Origin of the sequence: Acetobacteroides hydrogenigenes (assembly GCF_004340205.1) — a bacterium.
In the GTDB taxonomy this organism is placed as follows: Bacteria; Bacteroidota; Bacteroidia; order Bacteroidales; family ZOR0009; genus Acetobacteroides; species Acetobacteroides hydrogenigenes.
Genome location: NZ_SLWB01000014.1, coordinates 1 through 23,257 on the forward strand (window position 1 = coordinate 1; position 23,257 = coordinate 23,257).

21 protein-coding genes are annotated in these 23,257 nt (G+C 44.0%); 13 read left to right on the top strand and 8 right to left on the bottom strand.

The features are described from left to right. Positions 1–75: 75 nt before the first annotated feature. Positions 76–366, bottom strand: coding sequence for a hypothetical protein (locus CLV25_RS12525; protein ID WP_131840001.1), 291 nt, complete (start codon positions 364–366; stop codon positions 76–78). Between the two features lie 1,123 nt (positions 367–1,489). Here CLV25_RS12525 and CLV25_RS12530 point away from each other — a divergent pair. Both CLV25_RS12530 and CLV25_RS12535 read left to right on the top strand, forming a co-directional pair. Beyond that, positions 1,490–1,852, top strand: a complete 363-nt coding sequence (locus CLV25_RS12530) for a helix-turn-helix domain-containing protein (RefSeq protein WP_131840002.1) — start codon at positions 1,490–1,492, stop codon at positions 1,850–1,852. A gap of 479 nt (positions 1,853–2,331) precedes the next feature. Next, positions 2,332–4,131: a MutS-related protein gene (locus CLV25_RS12535; protein WP_131840003.1), complete on the top strand. Its 1,800-nt coding sequence runs from the start codon at positions 2,332–2,334 to the stop codon at positions 4,129–4,131. A 134-nt stretch (positions 4,132–4,265) separates the two neighbouring features. On the opposite strand, the gene CLV25_RS12540 is transcribed toward CLV25_RS12535, so the two are convergent. Beyond that, a complete protein-coding gene (locus tag CLV25_RS12540; protein WP_165877079.1) occupies positions 4,266–5,417 on the bottom strand; it encodes a carbohydrate porin in 1,152 nt (383 codons plus the stop codon). An 85-nt stretch (positions 5,418–5,502) separates the two neighbouring features. Then, positions 5,503–6,444: a hydrogen peroxide-inducible genes activator gene (locus CLV25_RS12545; RefSeq protein WP_131840005.1), complete on the bottom strand. Its 942-nt coding sequence runs from the start codon at positions 6,442–6,444 to the stop codon at positions 5,503–5,505. Positions 6,445–6,672: 228 nt separating this feature from the next. On the opposite strand from CLV25_RS12545, the gene CLV25_RS12550 reads away from it, so the two are divergent. From CLV25_RS12550 to CLV25_RS12560, 3 genes are all read left to right on the top strand, one after another. After that, complete coding sequence (locus CLV25_RS12550) at positions 6,673–7,152, top strand: Dps family protein (protein WP_131840006.1); 480 nt, start codon at positions 6,673–6,675, stop codon at positions 7,150–7,152. 41 nt (positions 7,153–7,193) lie between these two features. Next, positions 7,194–7,748, top strand: coding sequence for a peroxiredoxin (locus tag CLV25_RS12555; protein ID WP_131840007.1), 555 nt, complete (start codon positions 7,194–7,196; stop codon positions 7,746–7,748). Positions 7,749–7,842: 94 nt separating this feature from the next. After that, on the top strand, positions 7,843–8,421 hold the full coding sequence (locus CLV25_RS12560; RefSeq protein WP_131840008.1) for a carboxymuconolactone decarboxylase family protein: 579 nt from the start codon (positions 7,843–7,845) through the stop codon (positions 8,419–8,421). 147 nt (positions 8,422–8,568) lie between these two features. On the opposite strand, the gene purN is transcribed toward CLV25_RS12560, so the two are convergent. Continuing rightward, positions 8,569–9,138, bottom strand: a complete 570-nt coding sequence (gene purN / locus CLV25_RS12565) for a phosphoribosylglycinamide formyltransferase (protein WP_131840009.1) — start codon at positions 9,136–9,138, stop codon at positions 8,569–8,571. A gap of 191 nt (positions 9,139–9,329) precedes the next feature. Between purN and CLV25_RS12570 the strand changes: the two genes are divergently transcribed. The 7 genes from CLV25_RS12570 to CLV25_RS12600 all read left to right on the top strand — a co-directional run bounded on the left by CLV25_RS12570 (position 9,330) and on the right by CLV25_RS12600 (position 15,546). After that, on the top strand, positions 9,330–9,566 hold the full coding sequence (locus CLV25_RS12570) for an acyl carrier protein (protein WP_047444681.1): 237 nt from the start codon (positions 9,330–9,332) through the stop codon (positions 9,564–9,566). A gap of 45 nt (positions 9,567–9,611) precedes the next feature. Further along, positions 9,612–10,865: a beta-ketoacyl-ACP synthase II gene (gene fabF / locus CLV25_RS12575; protein WP_131840010.1), complete on the top strand. Its 1,254-nt coding sequence runs from the start codon at positions 9,612–9,614 to the stop codon at positions 10,863–10,865. A 6-nt stretch (positions 10,866–10,871) separates the two neighbouring features. Continuing rightward, entirely contained in the window at positions 10,872–11,612 is a 741-nt protein-coding gene (rnc, locus tag CLV25_RS12580; RefSeq protein ID WP_131840011.1) for a ribonuclease III, read from the top strand. Between the two features lie 6 nt (positions 11,613–11,618). Next, on the top strand, positions 11,619–12,059 hold the full coding sequence (locus CLV25_RS12585; protein WP_131840012.1) for an IPExxxVDY family protein: 441 nt from the start codon (positions 11,619–11,621) through the stop codon (positions 12,057–12,059). A 135-nt stretch (positions 12,060–12,194) separates the two neighbouring features. Then, positions 12,195–13,784, top strand: a complete 1,590-nt coding sequence (locus tag CLV25_RS12590) for a sensor histidine kinase (protein ID WP_131840013.1) — start codon at positions 12,195–12,197, stop codon at positions 13,782–13,784. Between the two features lie 12 nt (positions 13,785–13,796). Further along, entirely contained in the window at positions 13,797–14,486 is a 690-nt protein-coding gene (locus tag CLV25_RS12595; RefSeq protein ID WP_131840014.1) for a response regulator transcription factor, read from the top strand. Between the two features lie 184 nt (positions 14,487–14,670). Beyond that, positions 14,671–15,546 carry a glycoside hydrolase family 16 protein gene (locus CLV25_RS12600; protein ID WP_165877080.1) on the top strand — a complete coding sequence of 292 codons (876 nt, stop codon included), beginning with the start codon at positions 14,671–14,673 and terminating at the stop codon, positions 15,544–15,546. Between the two features lie 62 nt (positions 15,547–15,608). On the opposite strand, the gene lepA is transcribed toward CLV25_RS12600, so the two are convergent. The 4 genes from lepA to leuS all read right to left on the bottom strand — a co-directional run bounded on the left by lepA (position 15,609) and on the right by leuS (position 22,455). Beyond that, entirely contained in the window at positions 15,609–17,399 is a 1,791-nt protein-coding gene (gene lepA / locus CLV25_RS12605; protein ID WP_131840016.1) for a translation elongation factor 4, read from the bottom strand. 127 nt (positions 17,400–17,526) lie between these two features. Beyond that, a complete protein-coding gene (locus CLV25_RS12610; RefSeq protein ID WP_131840017.1) occupies positions 17,527–18,765 on the bottom strand; it encodes a M23 family metallopeptidase in 1,239 nt (412 codons plus the stop codon). Between the two features lie 21 nt (positions 18,766–18,786). Further along, complete coding sequence (locus tag CLV25_RS12615) at positions 18,787–19,683, bottom strand: YitT family protein (RefSeq protein WP_131840018.1); 897 nt, start codon at positions 19,681–19,683, stop codon at positions 18,787–18,789. Between the two features lie 12 nt (positions 19,684–19,695). Beyond that, complete coding sequence (gene leuS, locus CLV25_RS12620) at positions 19,696–22,455, bottom strand: leucine--tRNA ligase (protein ID WP_131840019.1); 2,760 nt, start codon at positions 22,453–22,455, stop codon at positions 19,696–19,698. A 180-nt stretch (positions 22,456–22,635) separates the two neighbouring features. On the opposite strand from leuS, the gene mscL reads away from it, so the two are divergent. Beyond that, the gene (gene mscL / locus CLV25_RS12625) at positions 22,636–23,061 is read left to right on the top strand and encodes a large-conductance mechanosensitive channel protein MscL (RefSeq protein ID WP_131840020.1); all 426 of its coding nucleotides are present in this window, start codon (positions 22,636–22,638) and stop codon (positions 23,059–23,061) included. Positions 23,062–23,257: the final 196 nt, after the last annotated feature.

Consider the following 23,257-nt stretch of genomic DNA (forward strand, 5'->3'; position numbering starts at 1 on the left):
ACTTCGGCCTAACGAATCGGCTTTAGCCTTCTTTTGGTTGCTGCAAAGATAAAAAAATGATCGTAATCCTTGGATTTAATCATAGTATCTGACGGGAAGTTCAAGACCAACACCTAAGCCAAAACCTGTCTTTTTGCCGCCAGGTTCCAAATCTGAATCTTTAACAGTAATTTCTTGCTTGCCAGCCGATAGGAATAGCGCTGTGAACCTAATCTTGCAATTTTCACCTCCCGTCTTATACCTAAAACCAAATGCATCGAGGTTGTGAAAAAAAAGGCCGACTTCTCTTGATTGAGTTTTCTCTTGCGACTGTGCACTAAAAGCAATGCTTAATACTAAACTCATCAGAATCAAAATTCTTTTCATGTGTTCTTGTTTAAATTCTACATGTAATTATTCATTTTTTAACCGCAACCCACCACCTAGAAAAAGGTGCAACCCGAAAGGCAAAACTCCAAGTATGCTTAATAGTAGGAATACGATTTAAAGGTAGCGTTAAAGTTAATTAAAAAACCAGTTGGCAAGTTTTATTGCTTAAAAATTTTACTCTTTCGCCCAATCACCAACTAAAAGTAGCGGATAGGCGTTGTCGCGGTAAACCAAAACCGCTGATTTATAATAGGCGTATAGAAAAAACATCGGGTAAGGGGATAATTACCACCAATTTTGTAGCTTAGGGCTATCCTGCTACTAGTTAACCATATCCAAGGCTTCGCTAAAAGGATAGGAATTAGGGATAGCAAAGGATTGCAGCGCTACAAAGTAGCGCACCCTCTGTAACCGTGGGTGTAAACCCACGGAAAGGCCACCGCCATTGTCTCTAGCCCCGAAGGGGCGACCCCTTTACGTCAATTAGTAGTACCGAAAAAAGAATTTAAAGCCCTTAGCAAAAAGAGCTACGTGTAATAAAGTACACATCTACTATTACAAGAAGAGAATATTCTACTTAGTAGCCCATAAGCACCACTTAAAAGAAAGCCAAGGTTATTTAGGCGAACATCTACCACCTTACTACACCCAAAACTTCCCCATAGAGGTAAGCATCCATCCCTTTACATCTGCAGGGAATACTCTAGCAGGCTAATAACATGCTTAAAAAATACCTCCACCATATTTAATTATACATCGCGGAGTAATAGTTAAACGTCTAAAGAAGCTATATCGCCCTGTGGCGGAATTCTATTACCGCCTAGGTATTCATAATTATTGTTTAAACACATATTATCATCTTTATAAATATTTTTCTAAGCTACTTAAGATATTTTCTGCGCTTCAGATGCTCGGTAATGCGCTACTAAATTCCGGAAATTTGCTCTTAAAATTCGGAAATCTGCTCTTAAAAATATTTCATTACCGCTTCGTGAAATATTATGCACTTCTCGAACATATTCCCTAATTTTATAGGGGCGTTCATTTCGATAGCACCGGAATAGGCTGTTTAGTAAGCGGCTGCAAATGCCCACATGTTTAACACCAAAACTAGACAAGCATGATTCGTATCAACCTACAGCATGTGCTATGGCTAAAAAATGTACACGATGCACGGAAATATTTCGTAAGCAAGGGCATAAACAGCACCACCGCCTACCGCTATGCCCGAATGACGAATAAGCGCTTTACCTTTAAGGAGCTGGAGACGCTCTGCCTGATGTTTGACTGTACGCCCAACGATGTATTCGAGTGGGTTCCCAAACGAGAACATGCCAACCAAGGCTATGCGCTCGAAAAGCTAATCAGAGCGCAGGAGGAGGAGTCGCTTATACATGTAATCGCCAAGCTGCCCGTAGAGGAGCTTATGGATGTAAAAAGGTACATCCTCGAAAAGAGTAAAAGCAGCAAAGAGGTTCGGTAGCGCCTATCCTATTGTGCGCAATTTGCGTACAAAAAGGGGAAAGCAGACTTTTGTAGAGTAACGAATAGGGTGGATAATAGAACCGACCTTTGCTGTTTGCTGGCAAATCTATTCAACCACCATGTGGTTGTCTATTTTCCACGACCTATTCCCCGAGTTTCACTCGGGGCTATTCACGTTGAAGCCCATAAGGGCTTCAGGTAACAGAAACGATCGAAAAGTCCAACTTTTTTCTTGATTAATATAGTATTACGGCTGCTGAGCAGTAATCCTGAAAGGATTGAATGTGAATAGCCCCGCATGCAATGCGGGGGATATGCGGCATAAGGGAACAACCGCGAAGCGGTTGAATAGCGTGCGCAAAATAGGACTTAGCCACCTAAATAGTTATAGGCTCATAATTTTTGAGAGTAATATCCCTTTATTTACTATGCCCTATCCGCTATTTCAGCTAGATTTGCTGCAAATATAAATTACGTATGGTGATGAATGAGGTACAGCAGGCATACTTAAGCAGGATTGAGCGGCTCGAAGAACAACGATCGTTAGCCCTTAGGCGCGGTAAGCGGCTGATGTGGCTACGCCTGCTCTCCTTTTGTGCGGCGATAGCAGCGCTGTTTGCGCTATTCTCCATTTCAGTGGTAGCAGCAACGGCAGCAAGCCTCCTGTTTCTAGCGCTATTCGCCCTGGTTGCCATTCGAGATGTGAAGAACCAGCGCCATATCAGCTACCTCGACAATCTGATTACCATTAATAGGGATGAGCTTGCTGCCATCGAGGGCAATTTCGCGGTGTTCGATTCGGGACAGGAGTTCTTCGACGTTAAGCATCCCTACTCGTACGATTTCGACATCTTCGGACAGCAAAGCATCTTTCAGATGGTTTGTAGGGCCACCACCGTAAGCGGAAAGAGAGCGCTTGCATCCCGGCTGCAGCATCCGCTGCCTCTAAATACGATTGACGACAATCTGGAGGCCGTTGCCGTGCTGGCAGATGAGGTGGAGTGGCGGCAGGACTTCTACGAGGCGGGCAAGCGCTACTCGGCGTCCTCCTCCAACATCAAAAGCGTGCTCGAGTGGATAAGCATCCCCGAAAAGATGTTCGAAAGCCGATGGCTACGAGCTATCCTATATATAATGCCGCCCATCACCATCGCTCTGGCCGTACTGTGGGCGCTCGATATCCTTCCGGGAGTATTCCTGCTAGCGTACGGCATCCACCTAATGGTTTACGGCAAGTTCGGGAATGGCATTGGCATCATCCAAAGCAAGGTGAGCCGCGCCGATAGCGAGATGAGGAGCTACTCGTCGCTGCTGCTGCATATCGAAAAGGCCAGCTTTGACGGCCCAACGCTTAACGCGCTAAAAAAGGAGCTGGAGCTGGAGGGCGAGCGCTCGTCGGAGGTGATGAAGGAGCTCTCGCGGCTCGTTAACAAGCTCGATTACCGCCTATACTGGCCGTTTATGATTACCCTTGGGGTGCTTCTCTTTTGGGATTTCAGAGTGGCCCTTAAGATGGAAAAGTGGAAGCGCAAGTACGCCCCACTGGCCCAAAATTGGGTTGACGCGGTTGGCGAGATGGAGGCGCTGACCTCTTTGGCAACGCTCTGCTACAACAATCCGGATTGGACATTCCCCAAAATATGCGATGGCTACTTTACGGTAGACGCCGAGGATGCTGCCCATCCGCTTATCCCCAAAAAGCAGCGCGTGGCCAACAACTTTAGGGTCGAAGAGCACGAAAAGGTGCTGCTGCTCACCGGCTCGAACATGGCGGGCAAGAGCACATTCCTGCGAACGCTAGGCGTAAACATGGTGCTGGCCTACGCAGGAAGCGTGGTATGTGCCGAAAAGTTCTGGGTGAGCTACGTGCCGCTGCGCAGCAGCATGCGGATAACCGACTCGCTGGTCGAAAACACCTCGTCGTTCTATGCCGAGATTAAAAGGCTGGGCGAGATCGTGCAGGCGGTTAAAGAAGGAGAAAGACCCTTCCTCCTACTCGATGAGATCCTGCGCGGCACCAACTCCAACGACCGCCATATCGGCTCGCGTGCCCTCATCGACCTGCTGGTGGAGTACGGCGTGTGCGGCATCATCGCCACGCACGACCTTACCCTTGCCCAAGCAAAGGAAACCTACCCCGAAGCGCTCACCAACTACCACTTCGACGTGCAGGTGGATGCCAACGACGAGCTTTTCTTCGACTATAAGGTTAAGACAGGCATCTGCACCAGCCTAAACGCCTCCATACTGATGCGGAAGATTGGGCTGAAGGTATAGCTGATGAAAGGAGTTAGAGGAAGTTATTTCAGAAGTTAAACGAAGTTAGACGAAGAATCTCCGTTGTGCCTAAATGCAAACATCAAAACATTCCTATAACTTCCTCTAACTCCTTCTAACTTCTGAAATAACTCCTATATCTCTATCCCCACCCTCAATATGCCCACCAGCGCATTGGGGGTTGCAACGTCAAACCGCGAGGGGTTGATCACGTACTGAATATCGGGCTGGATGTAGAAATGGCTGCATATAGGACATTTATAGTGAAGCTCCACAATCTTCTCATTCGAATAGTGCAGCCCCTTAAACTTGGCACAGGCCATTGCAATGCCCAACTCGTCGGAACAATCCTCGGAGCACAACCCACGAAGAATTAGACCAACTCCACCATAAAACTGGTTGGTATTGCTCTCCACCGGACTGTAGGAAAGCTGAAGAAAACCGTCTAGGATACGATGTCCTGCAAACGAGGAGGTAAAGCGCTGGTTCCCGATAAAGTAAAAACCGTAGTTGTGCCCGCTTTGACGGTTGTTTAGAACATCCTCATTCGAGTTATGGCTGTGGAAGTAAACGCCCATCTTGTACGAGCCAGTTTCGTCGAGAGCTATACCTTTATTATAGGTATACTCGCCAATGGCCATAACGCCATCGTTGCCCCCGAAAGGCGACTTAAAGTTCGCAGGGTGTATGGTCATAAAACCAGGATCGCCATCAAAGACTCCAAGACGGGCCGTATGGGTAGAATCGAAGCTGTACGACAAAACACCACCTAATCCGGTATTCGGGAATATCGATGCGGATATATTATCGGTAAAAGTAGAGTGTAAAGCAAACGACGAGTTTATAAAAGTACCGCCAAACTCATTCACGGAAAACTCCGCGTTCATATCCTTAATGCCAACGCTAGCTGATAGCTTTCCAAACGATTGACAGAACCATAGCTCCTGAAAAAAGGTGCGATCGCCAGCTTCAATATTGGTTACGCCCTGAAAATCGCCAATAAAATCATCGGATGGCATCCCTCCATGGGTATTGGCAAGGTTTAGATGAAGCTCTCCACCACGCCACCATCCTGCATTTTGCGTATTCAACGATAGATGAACGTTGGCCAACCCCAAATAGGTACTCTGCCGCTTAATGCCACCCTTAAAATTACCAACAACATCGCCAATGTACGATACTTCGCACGAAAGAGGTGCGCAAAACGAGGTAGAGTCATTTTGAGCCTTCCCTACATTCGACAAAAGAATTCCGAAGAGAATCGAGGTTACTAACTTTGCTTTCATTCTTTTCAATTTGTTCATGGCAAAGAAACGCCACACTAAACTAACACCCAATACCTAATTTTAGGGATTTATTCCCACCCTAAAGCTACCTAAATTCGATTATCGTTCCCCGCTCCTTCGACAGCATATGCGCTGGAACCGATCTTTGAATGTGCTCCTTAAGCTTATTTAGCAGATTACGTTTGGCGTAGCTGCGGGCGTACACCAACCCAACCTCTCGGAGCGGCACCATATCTATGAAAGTGCGAACCCTAACCTTTCGATCATCGTTTAGCTCCGATACGGCCAGCTCGGGAAGCAGCGTAAAGCCCCCGTTACGGTCGATCATCTTTACCAATGTCTCGAAAGAGCCGCTTTCGTACTCAAAAGGCAATGAATGACGATGCGTATCGTGGTACGAGCAGAGGTTGAGCACCTGCGAACGGAAGCAATGCCCGCTGCTAAGCAGCCAGAGATCAGGAGCAGCCAGCTCCTTCACCGCTATTGCCGGTTTTTCCGTAAAGATATGCCCTTCGCTGGCATATACCATAATCTCCTCGTAAAATAAGACCTCCTCCTTGATGGTTGGATTATGTAAGGGCGTAACCAAAATGCCAACATCAATCAGGTCCTTCTTCAGAGCCTCCTCAATATCATCGGTAATCATCTCTCGAACCTTTAGCTGCAAGTTGGGATGCTCGTTCGCCAACGAATTCATAAATAGGGGGAGTAGGTATGGAGCTAGAGATGGTATTACACCAATCCGCAGCTCCCCGGCAATCTCCTTTCGATGGTTGGCCACGATGGCCTCTATCCCTTTTGCCTCACGGAGGATTGTCCGAGCCTGCTCAATAATTTCCTTACCAACATCGGTAGGGATAATGGGCTGCTTGGTCCTGTCGAAGATGGAAACACCCAGTTCGTCCTCCATCTTTTTGATCTGCATGCTCAGCGTAGGCTGGGTCACAAAGCATTTATCGGCTGCAGTCGCAAAATGGCGATAGGTATCTATCGCAACAATATATTCGAGCTGTACTAACGACACCATAATAGTATAAAAGATAAAGTTTCACCAACAGTTTTCAGCCTCAAGCTAGCATTAAGCAAACTTTTTTCTGTCCGTGGTAGGTTCGAATAAGCTGTATAACTATTTGAATATGTAAATATATAAATTTATTCTATCCTTATATAATTATTATCAATTTGATTTATATAACATCACCCCGTACATTTGTATCAACAAGAAAAAAACAGTAAACACAAAAAAATAACAGCCATGAAGAAGAACATAAATGCAATAGGTCTAGACGTTGAAAAATCAACCGCACTAGCAGCAGGCTTAAACGATCTTCTTGCCAACTACCAGCTTTTTTACCAGAACCTAAGAGGGTTTCACTGGAACATTAAAGGTGAGAAATTCTTCGAACTTCACCTAAAGTTCGAGGAATTCTACAACGATGTAATCCTTAAGGTTGATGAGATCGCAGAACGAATACTAACACTCGGATCAACACCACTACACACCTTTAGCGACTACTTGGCCAAATCTGAGATACGCGAAGAGAAAAACCTTAGCGACTCGGCATCAACAGTAGAGTCAACGCTTAACAGCTTCAAAGTTCTTATCGTTAAAGAAAGAGCGATGCTAAGCAATGCGCAGCAATTTGGCGACGAAGGAACAGCAACCCTAATGAGCGACTACATCTCGCAACAAGAAAAAACGGTTTGGATGCTATCCGCATACCAAAATCGATAAAAATAAAAGTATTGTAGAAAACCCTAAAAAGAAAAAAGACAATGTCAAACAGAATTTTAAGCGTAGGAAGCACATTCCCCGAATTTAGCAAACCAGCAGTAGTATCGTTAGAGCACGGTAAAGAGTTTGCCACCTTTACCTCCGAAGATCATAAGAAAGAAGGCAAATGGATGGTGATGTTCTGGTGGCCTATGGACTTTACCTTCGTATGTCCAACAGAAATTGCCGAATTCAACAAGGCATCAGGCGAGTTTTTCGATCGCAATACGGTTCTTATAGGTGCATCTACCGATTCTGAATTCGTGCATCTTGCATGGCGCAACAACCATAACGACTTACGCAACCTCCAATTCCCAATGCTAGCAGACACCTCTAAGTCTTTAGCCGAAGAACTCGGAATCCTTGAGGCAAACTCTAAAGTAGCATATCGCGTAACCTACATTGTAGACCCACAAGGAATTATCCGCTTTGTAAGCGTAAACGACCTAAGCGTAGGCCGAAATGTTAAAGAAGTTCTTCGCGTTCTTGACGCTCTTCAAACTGATGAGCTATGCCCTTGCAACTGGGAGAAAGGCCAAGCAACCATACAAAAATAAGTTCCACAGCAAGTAGAAACCCTTACAAAAGGGTTTCTACTTCTACCCAAAACGCATACCCGACTTCTCCTCTATTACTTAATATGCGAAAACCATGTACAACAACACAGCCATAGAACTCTTACAGGAACTCAACATAAGCGGAGACACCCTATATCCTTCGTTAAAAGCGCTATCCGACGCCAATAGCAAATATCTTAGAGACCTTAAGCTTAACGTAAAAACATCACTAGCATCCGAAGCTTTAGGCGAAAAAGATACACTGCTTGTAGCCTATGCTATTGCAGTAAATGCAAAAAATCGCGCCCTACAAGAAGCTTTTTACGCTAAAGCGCTCGCAGCCGGATCTACTAACGACGAGGTAGGCGAAGCAGCTGCAATAGCGTCATTGCTAAGTGCAAACAACGTTCTATATCGCTTTCGCCATTTCAGCGACAATAAGAAATATGCTGAGCTACCAGCCCGCATTCGCATGAACATCATGATGAGCCCGATTCTAGGGAAAGAGTTGTTCGAGCTCATAAGCTTAGCCGTTTCGTCTGTAAATGGATGCGAAGTTTGTGTAAACTCTCACGAGCATTCGGTAAGGGAACTCGGTGCTAGCGAAGAAAAAATATTCGATGCAATTAGAGTAGCAGCCATAGTAACATCACTTGACAGAATAATTGGTTAACGACATTCAAATGCGAAAAAAGGCTATCCATCATTTTGGGATAGCCTTTTAAACTTGTATTCTAAAACATAGCGTTTAACCTCTTCAAACATACAATCAAAAAGAAGGCACAGAGGCATTAACACCTTTTACATTCATCCCTTTAGACTACTGCTCCGCAATAATTTGCGCTACCACTTTCGGGAAGTGCTCGTATTCGAGAGCATGTACCTTTTCTGCTACCATTTCTGGTGTATCAGTAGGAAGAACCTCCGTTTTTGCTTGAAAGATCATGCCCCCCTCATCGTATCGACTATTAACATAGTGGATCGTAATTCCCGTCTCTTTTTCGCCATTTTCAACCACTGCACAATGAACTTTCATACCGTACATACCCTTCCCTCCATACTTAGGAAGTAATGCAGGATGAATATTTACGATTCGCCCCTCGTAAGCAGCCAAAATATCGCTCGGAACAAGCCACAAAAAACCAGCCAGCACAATCCAATCAATCTCTTGCTCCTTAAGCGTTTCTAAAATTTTAGAGGAGTTGTAAAAATCATTCCTATCAAAGTACAACGAAGGAACACCTAAACGCTGAGCACGCACTAACGCAAAGGCATCTTTTTTATTGGAAAGGATGATTGAAACACGAGCTAAATCACCTTTTCGAAAGTAATTCACTAAATTTTCAGCATTGCTGCCAGATCCAGATACAAGCACGGCAATTTTTTTCATTCTGTACTGATTTCCAGGGTTAAAAACGGTGAGTCGGTAAAAAATAAGAAAAAGACATGCCAAAAATAAGAACAAAATGTTATACATTTGTCCCGTCATTCGCAAAGAGAGCGGTTTCAATATTATAAAAATTGTTTTTCTTTGCGGAGAAATTTAAAGGTCAAATTCAGTACTAATCAAAATTTACCGTTATGTCTGATATCGCATCAAAAGTAAAAGCTATCATTGTTGAGAAGCTTGGCGTAGACGAAAATGAAGTTGTTCCAGCAGCTAGCTTCACCAACGACCTAGGCGCTGACTCACTTGACACTGTTGAGCTGATCATGGAATTTGAAAAGGAATTTAGCATTTCTATTCCTGACGAAGATGCTGAAAAGATCGGCACTGTTGGCGATGCAATTTCTTACATCGAGCAACACGTAAAGTAAGAAAAGACAACTAGATCAGAAAATTTTGTTATAAAACTTGGACGTATGGAATTAAAAAGAGTTGTAGTTACTGGTATTGGAACAATCAACCCACTGGGAAATTCAATCGAAGAATACTTCACCAACCTCGAGAACGGCGTTAGTGGAGCAGAGATGATACCCTATTTCGATACATCCAAGTTTAAAACAAAATTTGCCTGTACAGTTAAGAACTTTGACCCCAACCAGCACTTCGATCGTAAAGAAGTTAAGAAGTTAGATTTGTATGCACAGTATGCTTTAGTAGCCGCTGAGCAAGCATTCGCAGATTCTGGCCTTAACGAAACAAATTTAGATCCAGATAGAGGTGGTGTAATTTGGGGGTCTGGAATTGGTGGAATTAACACCTTCTCCCAAGAAGTAAAGGGATATGTCGAGGGTGATGGAACCCCTCGATTTAGCCCCTTCTTCATTCCTAAGATGATTGCAGACATCGCTGCAGGTCATATTTCCATGAAGTATAACCTCCGTGGTCCAAATTACTGCACCATTTCGGCATGTGCATCTTCTAACCATGCTATTATCGATTCCTTCAACACAATTCGTTTAGGCAAAGCCGATGTTATGGTCACAGGAGGATCAGAAGCATCAGTAAACGAAGCTGGCGTAGGAGGTTTTAATGCACTTCAAGCCCTTTCTACTCGTAACGATGAATACAAAACAGCCTCTCGTCCTTTTGACACTGGCCGCGATGGATTTGTAATTGGAGAAGGTGCTGGCGCTCTGGTTCTAGAAGAATACGAGCACGCAATTGCCCGTGGAGCAAAAATCTATGCAGAAGTTGTTGGCGGCGGAATGACTGCTGATGCTTATCACCTTACAGCCCCACATCCAGAAGGCCTTGGAGCATGCAACTCTATGAAGTTGGCAATCAGCGATGCTGGTATCGATCCTTCTGCTGTTGATTATGTAAACGTTCATGGAACATCGACCCCTCTCGGCGACATCGCTGAGATTAAGGCCGTAAAAATGGTGTTTGGCGATCATGCTAAAAACCTAAACATCAGTTCTACAAAATCTATGACCGGACACCTTTTAGGTGCAACGGGTGCTATTGAGGCGCTAGCCTGTATCTTAGCGATTACCAAAGGAATAGTTCCACCAACCATCAACAACGAAAACTTCGACCCAGAGCTCGACCCTGAGTTGAACTATACCCTAAACAAGGCTCAAAAGCGCGAGGTTAACTACGCACTAAGCAATACATTTGGGTTTGGTGGCCACAATGCAACTGTTATCCTTAAGAAATTTTCTAAGTAGCAGCATTTGCTCAATAAGTTACTACATTCGGTAAAGATCGCCTTTTCTAAGGACAAGAAGTTACACTTGGCGCTTAGAGAAATGTTCGATCTTTACCCATCTAACATTTCCCTGTACAAGGTTGCTATTACGCACAAATCGGTACTAAACACCCACCACCCAGTTATTCATAACGAGAGATTGGAATTTTTGGGAGATGCAGTTCTCGATTTAGTAGTAGCAGATTTTCTTTACGAAGAATACCAGAACAAAAGCGAAGGGTTTCTTACTAAGATGCGGGCAAAAATAGTCAGCCGATCTACCCTTAACCAGCTATCCATTGACATCGGTATTCCATCTCTACTGGTACTCCATACCAATCCCAATCATCAGGTAAAGCACATTTACGGCGATGCCCTAGAAGCATTGATAGGCGCTATTTATCTCGACAAGGGGTATGTTTACACAAAAAAACTCCTTCTCAAATTTATACGCAATCATATCGACTTTAGCCGCTTAGAGCACACCGAGACCGACTTTAAAAGTCGGCTTATCGAATGGGGGCAAAAAAACAAAAAGGAGTTTACATTTGAATTTCACGAATGCTTTGTTGAAGATATAAAGTCTATTACTTTTACAGCAAGCATCCTTCTTGGATCATTTGTAGTTGGCAAAGGTGTTGGACAGTCAAAAAAAGAAGCAGAACAAAATGCAGCTCGCGAAGCACTAAGCACAATTGCAGACCACCTTTCGTTGAACCTTAACTAGCCGAGCATGGGGGCAAAGAAACCTGTATCGAAATCGTTACAAAAGGTAAAACTCGTTGAGCAGCCCAATCATACGCTTACCCTATTTGCCATATGTACTACAGAAAACGGCTACAGGCTAAGTTGGTTACTTAATTCAGCACTTTCGTTAAATCTTCAACGCCAAGAACTAAACTTCGAAGAGCTCCCTCCTGTAATCAGTAAATTAGACATTTTTGCTGAGGCACAAAATAACGGAGCCATACTTCTTCCCAACAAGCTTGAGCCTTCCAAATTTATAACATCAAAGCATAAACAGTTTGATTATCTTTTAGTCCTGCATCAGCAGCTAACAGATAAGGACATTACGCTCATAGAATCAACCTTAAAAAAAATTCCTGGCATAGTTGCAACTATACAAATTACTGAACTTGAAAAAAAAATAGTTGAATTTGTTAATCTATTTTAGGACTTTGCTATTTTTTTATAGCTTAAGCTAAACTAGCCGCCTTTCAATCAATACTATCTTTGCATTCTAGTAAAAGTTAAAAACCTTTTATATTTTTAACATCTGAAGGTTTTTGCCTTACAGGGAACTCTCGATATGAATAAAAAGCAAATTTGGTTACTGGTTTCAATCATTTTCCTCACCTCCATAGGCTTGATCCTAGTTCAAACGCTATGGATTAAGAACTCGCTTAAAATCAAAGAAGAGGAATTAAGCGACCAACTTAACGAGACCATTCGCCAAGTTATTCAGGATATCCAACAAAGCGAAATACTTACTCAAACCGAACGCACGGTAGCCCCTTTTGCTAGTAAAGAGGGTGTTAATCCATACTATGAGGATCAGTATAACGTAGTGAAGAAGACCCATTCTTCGGTTCATAGCGTTAGCAAAAATGAGAAGATCTACTACCTAGATTCTAAGGATACATCTAAATTTATTAACCAGATTAAAGGCTCGTTCAACTCCAAAACCGTAAGTTCAATAGTAAATAACGCTTATAAAAGCAAGAGCGCAGAACTTTCTGATTCTCAAAGTAGCGAAAGGGTAAGGTTTCCTATGAACGAGCGCTATAAAAAGCGAACAATCTTTATATCAGAAACGATTGACAAGCTTATCCGAGTTGAGGAGCCAATATCTCAAAAAGTTAATAAGGAGCAGGTGGACTCACTTATTCGGTTAGAGTTGAAAAAGAGAGGAATTCGTATTCCTTTTGAGTTTGCTGTAACCGACGAAGCGGCCAACAACATCTTTAAATCTGATAAGTTTGAGCGAAATCCAGCAGATGCGCTTCCGGTACACCAGCAAATTTCACCAGAAGGCTACACCCGCACCTACTTTCTTCACGTAAACTTTCCTAACACGCAAAAGGTTGCTTTCCGATCCATGGCCGTACTTGCTGCAATGTCAGTAGGACTAACTTTAATCATCATTTTTACCTTTTCTCTTACTTTACTTGTTATATTTAGACAAAAGAAGCTCGCAGAAATTAAGAATGACTTCGTGAGCAACATGACGCACGAGCTGAAAACACCCATATCGACAATTTCGCTCGCAGCTCAAATGCTACAAGATAAGAACTTGCCAAACTCATCAAAAAACTACGACTACCTGTCGAAGATTGTTGGCGATGAAAGCAAGCGTTTAGGCTTTCTTGTTGAAAAAGTGCTTCAGATGGCTATTTTCGACAAAGGCAAACTAAAACTCAAAACAAAAGAAATTGATATCCACGTTATTGCAAACAAGGTATGCGATAATCTTCAACTACAGATTTCAAACCGAAAAGGAACCCTCGAAAGGTCACTTTTAGCTGAAAAATGCATTATTTTTGCAGATGAAGTGCATATTACAAATATTATAGCTAACTTGTTGGACAATGCGTTAAAGTACAGCAAGGATAAACCAAAAATCAAATTATCCACATACAATAGAAACGATGGACTCGTTATAGAAGTAAAGGATAACGGAATTGGAATCAGTAAGGAAAATATAAAACGTATTTTTGAACAGTTTTATAGGGTTCCTACAGGCAATGTACATAACGTAAAAGGCTTTGGCCTAGGGCTAAGCTACGTGAAGAAGATTGTTGAAGCGCATGGAGGTCAAATCTGGGCTGATAGTGAACTAGGCTCTGGAAGTACCTTCAGCATCTACATACCATTTAAAAGTGGACTAAGTAACAATTAAACCTGTATAACAATGGAAAGCAAGGCGAAGGTTCTTTTAGCAGAAGATGATGAAAACCTTGGTATGTTACTAAAGGAGTACTTAAACGCCAAGGGGTATCAAACCGAGCTTTATGTCGATGGCGAGAAAGCATTCGACGGATTCAAGAACAACAAGTATGACATCGTAATCTTAGATGTGATGATGCCTGTAAAAGACGGATTTTCTGTCGCAAAGGACATCAGAATGATCGACGATAAGGTACCCATTCTTTTCCTCACCGCTAAGTCGATGAAGGAAGATGTTCTTGAAGGATTCTCGGTGGGTGGTGATGACTATATGACAAAGCCATTCAGCATTGAGGAGCTTCAGTATCGCATTGAAGCAATTCTGCGCCGTACAAAAGGAGCTGGTGGAGTAGCTAGCCAAGATCAATTTACCCTTGGAACGTATACTTTTGATGCAACCAAGCAAATACTTGGACACAACGGGGTTGATCAAAAGCTTACAGCCAAAGAATCAGAACTTCTTAAGTTTTTATGTATCAACAGAAATGCGGTCCTCGATAGAAATTTTGCGCTAAAAACTATCTGGTCTGACGATAGTTACTTTAACGCTCGCAGCATGGACGTATACATTACCAAGTTAAGAAAGTACTTAAAGGATGATCCATCCATTCAAATTCTGAATATCAGAGGAAAAGGATTTAAGCTTATCGGCTAGAATAAAGTTTTAGGATTGGCAGTTTGCCAATCCTAAAACTTATGTACATTTACGTCAGTAAAAAAGTTGGCTGAAGGGTATGAGTAATTTTTTGGGAAACATTTCGTTAGCGCTTAAATTAAAGTTGGGGATTGTACCCTCGACACTAGCGTATGAATCCAAATTGAAAAAAATTTGGGAAGATGTGGAATTCTTTCGCGAGTTTAGCAAAGGAAACTTGCTGAAAGAGTATGAGGAGTTGGAGAAGGCAAGGCATACGTCGAAGGAAGAGCAAAGAAATGCCAAAATTAGAATTAAAGAAATTACCCAGAGTGAAAGCTGGAAAAAATATGAGAAGCTAAAGAAATCATCAGCATTTGCAAGTTATCTCAAATTAGAAACAACCTTCGAGGATGATTTCAACGGAGAAAAGGTTGATGAAAATAAATGGCTTACAAAGTTCTTTTGGGGAGAAACTCTTTTAGGAAAAGGTTATTCGCACTCCGAAGAGTTTCACAACTATACAGAAGGAGAGAATTTGGAAGTCAAGAATAGCAATCTAATTATTCGTACCAGCGAAGAGGAAAGCACCTCCTTATCATGGAATAAGAAATACGGCTTCCTAAGCCGAAAATCAGGTTTTACTTCAGGAATTGTAAATACCGGAAAAAGTTTCCGTCAGCAATATGGCCGCTTTGAGGCTAAAATAAGCTTTAAGCACACCGATGGTGTATACAATGCCTTTTGGATGGTTGGGAACTCTGCAAGTCCTCACCTTAACATCTTTAAGGTGTCACAAAATCTTGAACTTGGTCTTATTAATGGACCAAAAGAGAACAACCAATCAAAGGTTTCGCGCCTTCTACTTAAAGAAGGCTCCTACATCGTAGGAATTGATTGGAATAAAAAGGAAATAAAATGGTTACTAAATGGAACTGTCGTAAAAAAAACAACAACCAATCTGCCCGACAGCCCATTATACCTTGTATTCTCATCGGGAGTATACAAGAATACTAGCATAAAAGCCAAAGAATCCAACGAATTCCTTATCGACTGGGTTCGATGCTTCAAGACAAACTAGGACTTTATAATATAAAAAGGAGGCTGTAAATAGCCTCCTTTTTTATGAATAATCACTCTTATCTAATCTCCCATTTTAAGTACTGCAAGGAATGCCTGCTGCGGCACTTCAACATTCCCCACCTGACGCATTCTCTTTTTTCCTTTTTTCTGTTTTTCGAGAAGCTTTCGCTTACGCGAGATATCACCACCGTAACACTTGGCAGTAACATCCTTTCGAAGCGCCTTAATGGTTTCACGCGCAATAACCTTTGCGCCAATAGCAGCCTGAATAGCAATATCGAACTGCTGACGAGGAATGAGTTCCTTCAACTTTTCGCACATCTTACGACCAAAGTCGTAAGCATTATCGCGGTGGATAAGGCATGAAAGAGCATCTACAGGTTCTCCATTAAGCAGAATGTCTAGCTTTACAAGAGTTGCCTGTTGATAACCGTTCAGATAGTAGTCGAAAGAAGCGTAACCTCGCGAAATACTCTTGAGTTTATCATAGAAGTCGAATACAATTTCGCTTAGCGGCATGTCGAAGTTCACCTCAACTCTATCGGTTGATAGGAAAACCTGATTACGAAGTATACCGCGCTTATCGATACAAAGCTTCATTATGGCACCTAGGTACTCGGTCTTAGTAATAACCTGAGCATGTATGGTTGGCTCTTCAATAAAGTCTATAAGAGTAGGTGCCGGCAATCCGGATGGATTGTGTACCTCTACGACATCTCCCTTGGTAGTGTGCACCTTGTACGAAACGTTTGGTACGGTGGTAATCACATCCATATCGAACTCGCGGTAAAGGCGTTCCTGGATAATCTCCATGTGAAGCAATCCGAGGAAACCAGCACGAAATCCGAATCCTAATGCAAGCGACGATTCAGGCTCGAAAGTGAGCGAAGCATCGTTTAGTTGCAACTTTTCGAGCGAAGAACGAAGATCCTCATAATCGTCTGAGTCTACTGGATAAAGACCTGCAAACACCATTGGTTTAACATCCTCGAAACCGGCAATCGCCTTACTGCAAGAATTAGCGACCTGAGTAATAGTATCACCAACTTTTACCTCAGAGGAAGTCTTAATACCAGAAATAATGTAACCCACATCTCCAGCCTTAATTTCCTGACGCGGAACCATCTTCATCTTAAGCACCCCGATTTCATCAGCAACGTACTCCCTTCCTGTATTGAAGAATTTTACCTTGTCGCCCTGACGCAAAGTGCCATTTGTCACCTTAAAGTAGGCGATGATCCCTCTAAAAGAGTTGAAAACGGAGTCAAAGATCAGAGCCTGAAGAGGAGCCGCCGGATCACCAGCAGGTGCAGGGACTCTGCTAACAATCGCCTCCAAAATTTCAGGAACCCCAATGCCAGTTTTTGCACTGGCAGGTATAATATCTTCGGGCTTACATCCGATGAGTTCAACAATTTGGTCGGTTACCTCTTCCACCATTGCAGCTTCCATATCAATCTTGTTGATAACGGGAATAATCTCTAGATTGTGCTCTAGCGCAAGGTAAAGGTTAGATATGGTTTGTGCCTGAATGCCTTGTGTTGCATCTACTATAAGCAGCGCACCCTCGCAGGCGGCTATGGCACGAGAAACTTCGTAGGAGAAGTCTACGTGACCGGGAGTGTCAATGAGGTTCAGGATATAGGTTTCGTTATCCTGAACATACTCCATTTGGATGGCATGGCTTTTAATGGTAATACCCTTTTCACGCTCCAAATCCATGTTGTCAAGCACCTGATTCTGGAACTCCCTTTCGTTAAGGGTATGGGTAGCCTGTAGAAGTCTGTCAGCCAAGGTACTCTTACCGTGGTCGATGTGGGCTATAATACAAAAGTTTCTGAAATTCTTCATTAACCGCATTTCTTAATGCTCGCAAAGATAATCTAATAGTTTGAATTGTTGCAATATTAACGAGTTACGACATACAGCGTAACTCACTATTTCGTACTGCTTAAGGATTTTTCCCGCAGCACGCTCACTATTTTAGCAGTTGCATCATTCGATTTCGATGCTTCATAAACGCTTCCAGATTCTCCTTCCTCAAGGGTTTTTCGGGAGGAGACTGCACCTTTAAAGGATTTATAGGTTTGCCTCCATTCCATACCCTAAAATCGAGATGAGCTCCGGTTGAGTAACCTGTAGAACCAACATAGCCGATAACTTGCCCCTGTTGAACCCTAGATCCAACTGATACTCCCCTTGCAAATCGGCTAAGATGCATGTAGCTGGTTATAAAACTGGCTGCATGCTTTATCTTAATCCAGTTTCCTGCGCTACCGCTATATCCTTTATGGATAACGACTCCACTCCCTATCGTCATTACAGGTGTTCCAACAGGTGCAGAATAATCTATCCCGTAATGGGGACGGAAAATCTTAAGAACTGGATGCAAACGGCTTCGGCTAAACCCAGAGGTTATACGCGAAAATTTTAGAGGGGCTTTAAGAAAAGCCTTTTTGAGGCTCTGCCCATTTTCGTTCCAATACGAATCAACACTATCTTGCATGTACGAAAAGGCGTAGTAGGTTTTACCCATATGGTTGAAGACGGCAGCATGTATCTTTGCAACCCCAATCGATACTGAATCTACAAACATTTCGTCGTACACCACCTTAAATGAGTCGTTCTGCTGAAGCCCAAAAAAGTCTATTTCCCAAGCGTATATCTCGGAAAGATCGAGTGCAAGAGCAGTATTCATTTTAGCCTTCTCAATAGCATTCCACAAAGAAGATTTTATGGTTGTGCGGCTAACTTTTCTAACAATTCTCACTGGTTTTTCAGCAACATGCACGCTCATGCTATCCTTAAACGAAAAAACCACATACTGCACAGGCGTAATCTCGTAAACCCAATAGGCCAGCCGTTGGGTCGAGTCAGGTTGCACGAAAGCTTTACATCGATGCCCTGCTCGAATTGAGCGTAGATCAAACTTCCCTTTAGATAGCGTCAAAAGGCTATCAACCTGGGCAGCACTGATTCCATGTTCTCCTAAAATTTCTGATAGATTCTTGCCCGGAGCAATCTCACTTGTTACAACGTTGAAAGAATCGACAGGAATACCATACTCCATAACGGGAGGTGGAACCTCCTTATTCCTAAATAAATCGGCAAATCGTTGAAGTGATGGCCATAAAATAAAGGAGCCAATAAGCAGTACTACAAAAGAAAGAGCCGCAACTAACACGGCTCTTTTACTACACAATATTTTAAACTTCATTCTTATCTATTTCAAATAAGTCTATTTGGCTTTTATGGTGTCGAACCCTTTACCAAATACCCCCATAGCATTTACTACTGAGATAAAGGCGTTAGGATCTTCCTGCTTACAAATCTTGTAAACATGGTTGGTTTCAAACTTTCGCACAAGAACCATAACCACTTTCTGCTCCTCCTTGGTATACCATCCTTGACCATTTAGAACGGTGACACCTCGTCCAACTTCGTTAGAAAGCCGGTCGGCAATGCTCGTATGATTCTTCGAAACAATGAACATTTGCACTGACTGTCGCGTACCTTGAAGCACAAGGTCGATAGTAAACGACACCAAACCTACTGTAATGTAACCATAAACTACCGCCGTAAAATCCCAAAAGATAAAGTAGGATGCTCCGATAATGATAATATCGCAAAGCAGTATTACTTTACCGATAGAGATATTGCGGTACTTGTTGACGATCATGGCTATGATATCGGTTCCGCCAGAAGTTCCTCCTTGGGTAAATACAAGGCCTAGACCAGCCCCGCATAAGCTACCTCCAATAATAGTTGCCAAAAGCCTATCGGCTTTAGCATCTAATGGCGATTGGGTAATAAGTTCTTGTCCTATCCACAAAAGAAAGGCCGTCATGCCAATTCCAATAACGGTACGCAAGCCAAACTGAGATCCTAAAACTTTTATTCCTAAATAAAGAAGGAATGCATTTATAATAAGGTAGCTATAGGCAATCTTAAAGCCTCCTTCTGCCCCTCCAGTAGCATAGAAGATCAGCGCACCTATACCGCTAACACCTCCTCCTACAACGTTTGCCGGAATAAGGAAAGCAGTCCACCCCAAACAGTATAGGGATAGACCTATTGCCATAAAGAGGTAAGTCTTAAACTCCCCCAATAGGTCTTGAGTACTAAGTTTGCCCATATCTTCTTTCTTTTATATAACTATGTTAACGATCTTCCCCGGCACTACGATTACCTTTTTAGGTGCTTTACCTTCGAGGAATTTGGCAACCTGCTCGTCGGTAAGAACGGCTTCCTCTACCTGCTTTGGATTCAGGCTTAAAGGAAGGACTTTCTTAAACCTAAGCTTGCCGTTAAACGAAACAGGATACTCGAAGCTGGTTTCTACCAGGTAATCCTCGTTATGAACCGGATACTTTGCATCGTTGATGGTGGTTGTGTATCCCAAAATCGACCATAGTTCTTCGGTAATGTGAGGTGCAAACGGAGAAAGCAGTACTGTTAGTGGCTCTAGGATTGCTCGCTTGCTGCACTTCAAATCAGTTAGCTCGTTTACGCAAACCATAAAGGCCGATACCGAGGTGTTGAACGAGAAGTTCTCGATATCCTCGCGTACCTTCTTGATGGTTTTATGCAGCGCTTTTAGCTCATCAGTCGAAGGTTGTGCATCGGTAACGCTAATTTCACCCTCGTTGTTGGTGAAGAGCCTCCAGAACTTGCGAAGGAAGCGGTGAACGCCATCGATACCCTTGGTATCCCAAGGCTTCGACTGCTCGAGTGGACCAAGGAACATTTCGTACATGCGAAGGGTATCCGCTCCGTAGCGCTCCACGATGATATCGGGATTCACCACGTTGTACATGCTCTTCGACATCTTCTCGACAGCCCAACCGCAAACGTACTTGCCATCCTCGAACTCGAACTCGGCGGTAGCAAACTCGGGACGCCATTGTTTGAAAGCCTCAGTATCTAGAATATCGTTGTAAACGATGTTTACGTCAACGTGAATTTCCTGTGTCTGGTACTTATCCTTTAGACCAAGCGAAACAAACTTATTGGTACCCTGAACGCGGTAAACGAAGTTCGAACGGCCTTGAATCATTCCCTGGTTAATCAGTTTCTTGAAGGGCTCCTTCTCGGCAACAAAGCCAAGATCGTATAGGAACTTATTCCAGAAGCGCGAGTAGATAAGGTGACCCGTTGCGTGCTCGGTTCCCCCTATGTAGAGGTCGACATTACGCCAGTACTCGTTGGCTTCCTTCGACACAAGCCCCTTATCGTTGGTTGGATCCATGTAGCGGAGGTAGTAGGCCGATGAGCCGGCAAACCCTGGCATGGTGCTCAGCTCGAATGGATATCCATCGGCGGTAGCCCAGTTCTTGGCACGGCCAAGCGGTGGCTCGCCCGTTTCGGTTGGAAGGAAGGCATCCACCTCAGGTAGCTCCAATGGCAGCTTATCATCCTCGATGGCGTAAGGTAGCCCATCCTTAAAGTAGATGGGGAATGGCTCGCCCCAGTAGCGCTGGCGGCTAAAGATGGCGTCGCGCAGGCGGTAGTTGATCTGGCGCTTGCCAATACCACGTGCCTCCACCTCGTCGATGGCGCGGGTTACGGCCTGCTTCACATCCAACCCGTTTAGGAAGTCGGAGTTGACGAGCTTGCCCTCCTTGGCGTCGTAGCTCTCGGTGGAAATATCGCCGCCGGCAACCACCTCGATGATGTCGATGCCGAAGTGCTTAGCAAAGGCGTAGTCGCGGCTATCATGGGCAGGAACGGCCATGATGGCGCCAGTTCCGTAGCCGATAAGCACGTAGTCACTTATGTAGATTGGAATTTGCTTTCCGTTAAAGGGGTTGATGGCGTAGCCTCCGGTGAACTGCCCGCTCACGCGCTTCTCGGCCATGCGTTCGCGCTCGCTACGCTTCTTGGTTTCGTCGATGTAGGCTTGAACGGCCTCGCGGTACTCGGGTGTGGTAAGCTCCATCACCATTTCGTGCTCGGGGGCAATTACCATAAAGGTTACACCAAAGATGGTGTCGGGGCGGGTGGTGAACACCTCCAGCTGCTTTTCGCTATCCTTCAATCCGAAGAAAACCTGAGCACCCTGCGAGCGGCCAATCCAGTTGCGCTGGATCTCCTTCAGCGAGTCGGTCCACTCCAACTCCTCGAGTTCGTCGAGCAAGCGCTGTGCGTAGGCCGAGATGCGAAGCGACCACTGGCGCATCTTGCGCTGCACAACGGGGAAGCCTCCGCGAACCGAAAGGCCATCCTTCACCTCGTCGTTGGCCAGCACGGTGCCCAGCTCGGCGCACCAGTTAACCATCGTATCGGCAAGGTAGGCGATGCGGTACTGTAGCAGAATCTCCTGCTGCTCCTTCTCGCCCATGGCATTCCACTCGGCAGCGGTAAATGCAGGAACCTCACCACAGGCGGCATCTACACTGCCGTTACCATTGATTCGGAACTCTTCGATAAGGGAATCTATAGATTCTGCCTTCTGGGTTTTATTGTTGTAGTAACTCTTAAACATGAGCAGGAACGCCCACTGCGTCCACTTGTAGTACGAAGGATCGCAGGTGCGGAACTCGCGGCTCCAGTCGTACGAGAAGCCAATCTTGTCGAGCTGCTCGCGGTAGCGCTTGATGTTGATATCGGTGGTGATGGCCGGATGCTGCCCCGTTTGGATGGCGTACTGCTCGGCAGGTAGCCCGAACGCATCGTAGCCCATAGGGTGAAGCACGTTGTAGCCCTCTAAACGCTTGAAGCGTGAAAAAATATCGGAGGCAATGTAGCCTAGCGGATGGCCCACATGCAGCCCTGCTCCCGATGGGTAGGGGAACATATCGAGGACGTAGAACTTTGGCCTCGAAGCATCCACATCAACCTTATAGGTCTTATTCTCGCGCCAGCGCTGCTGCCACTTCTTCTCTATATCGACAAAATTGTATTCCATGATGATTTAATTTCTCTTAGATCTGCGAAATTAACAAAAAGATGGCAGACTAAAGTTTTAACATTTGCAAAGTAGCGAATAGCATCCAGCCTAGAAAGGGATAGAACAAACAAAATCGAAATAAAAGTGTTAATATTGAATATTGAGCAAGCAAAACCAAAATTCAAATACCATTCGAACATGAGCTTCATTAAGGAATTTAAAGATTTCATCTCGAAGGGCAGCGTCATCGACCTAGCCGTTGCCGTAATTATTGGCGGCGCCTTTGGGCAGATTGTTACATCGGCTGTAAACGACATTCTGATGCCTGTTATCGGGATTGTGCTTGGAGGAATAGACTTTACCTCGTTTAAGATTACGCTTAAAGCAGCGGTAATGGGTGCCAACGGCGCCATTGACAAGCCCGCCGTAACCATGAACATTGGCAACTTTATTCAGGTAACGGTCAACTTCCTAATAATATCGCTCTTTATCTTTATCGCCCTTAAGGGGCTGATGAAGCTGAAAAAGAAAGAGGCAGAGGCTCCAGCAGCGCCTCCTGCTCCAAGCGAAGAGGTTAAGCTGCTCTCCGAAATCCGCGACCTGCTGAAACAGAATAATCGCTAACTAAAAAAGCCCCGACGTTGCTGTCGGGGCTTTTTTGCCAGAACCTATCGGCTTCCATTTCCACCGGTCCCCCTCACTCTATTTAGTACAAAAAATCACTCAATTTTTGGCTCTATTCACTCCTTTCGTATTTGAATTTTAACAAGATTTCTTACTTTAGTCGTTCATAAAAAGTGTTACTAACTATCCGTTTACT

Coding starts and splice junctions, on each gene's coding strand:
- CLV25_RS12585 (WP_131840012.1), top strand. CDS start 11,619: ATGGGGGCAAAGAAACCTGTATCGAAATCGTTACAAAAGGTAAAACTC.
- CLV25_RS12590 (WP_131840013.1), top strand. CDS start 12,195: ATGAATAAAAAGCAAATTTGGTTACTGGTTTCAATCATTTTCCTCACC.
- mscL (WP_131840020.1), top strand. CDS start 22,636: ATGAGCTTCATTAAGGAATTTAAAGATTTCATCTCGAAGGGCAGCGTC.
- CLV25_RS12570 (WP_047444681.1), top strand. CDS start 9,330: ATGTCTGATATCGCATCAAAAGTAAAAGCTATCATTGTTGAGAAGCTT.
- CLV25_RS12530 (WP_131840002.1), top strand. CDS start 1,490: ATGATTCGTATCAACCTACAGCATGTGCTATGGCTAAAAAATGTACAC.
- CLV25_RS12555 (WP_131840007.1), top strand. CDS start 7,194: ATGTCAAACAGAATTTTAAGCGTAGGAAGCACATTCCCCGAATTTAGC.
- CLV25_RS12560 (WP_131840008.1), top strand. CDS start 7,843: ATGTACAACAACACAGCCATAGAACTCTTACAGGAACTCAACATAAGC.
- purN (WP_131840009.1), bottom strand. CDS start 9,138: ATGAAAAAAATTGCCGTGCTTGTATCTGGATCTGGCAGCAATGCTGAA.
- leuS (WP_131840019.1), bottom strand. CDS start 22,455: ATGGAATACAATTTTGTCGATATAGAGAAGAAGTGGCAGCAGCGCTGG.
- CLV25_RS12595 (WP_131840014.1), top strand. CDS start 13,797: ATGGAAAGCAAGGCGAAGGTTCTTTTAGCAGAAGATGATGAAAACCTT.
- CLV25_RS12540 (WP_165877079.1), bottom strand. CDS start 5,417: ATGAAAGCAAAGTTAGTAACCTCGATTCTCTTCGGAATTCTTTTGTCG.
- CLV25_RS12550 (WP_131840006.1), top strand. CDS start 6,673: ATGAAGAAGAACATAAATGCAATAGGTCTAGACGTTGAAAAATCAACC.
- CLV25_RS12535 (WP_131840003.1), top strand. CDS start 2,332: ATGGTGATGAATGAGGTACAGCAGGCATACTTAAGCAGGATTGAGCGG.
- CLV25_RS12525 (WP_131840001.1), bottom strand. CDS start 366: ATGAAAAGAATTTTGATTCTGATGAGTTTAGTATTAAGCATTGCTTTT.
- fabF (WP_131840010.1), top strand. CDS start 9,612: ATGGAATTAAAAAGAGTTGTAGTTACTGGTATTGGAACAATCAACCCA.
- lepA (WP_131840016.1), bottom strand. CDS start 17,399: ATGAAGAATTTCAGAAACTTTTGTATTATAGCCCACATCGACCACGGT.
- CLV25_RS12545 (WP_131840005.1), bottom strand. CDS start 6,444: ATGGTGTCGTTAGTACAGCTCGAATATATTGTTGCGATAGATACCTAT.
- CLV25_RS12615 (WP_131840018.1), bottom strand. CDS start 19,683: ATGGGCAAACTTAGTACTCAAGACCTATTGGGGGAGTTTAAGACTTAC.
- CLV25_RS12610 (WP_131840017.1), bottom strand. CDS start 18,765: ATGAAGTTTAAAATATTGTGTAGTAAAAGAGCCGTGTTAGTTGCGGCT.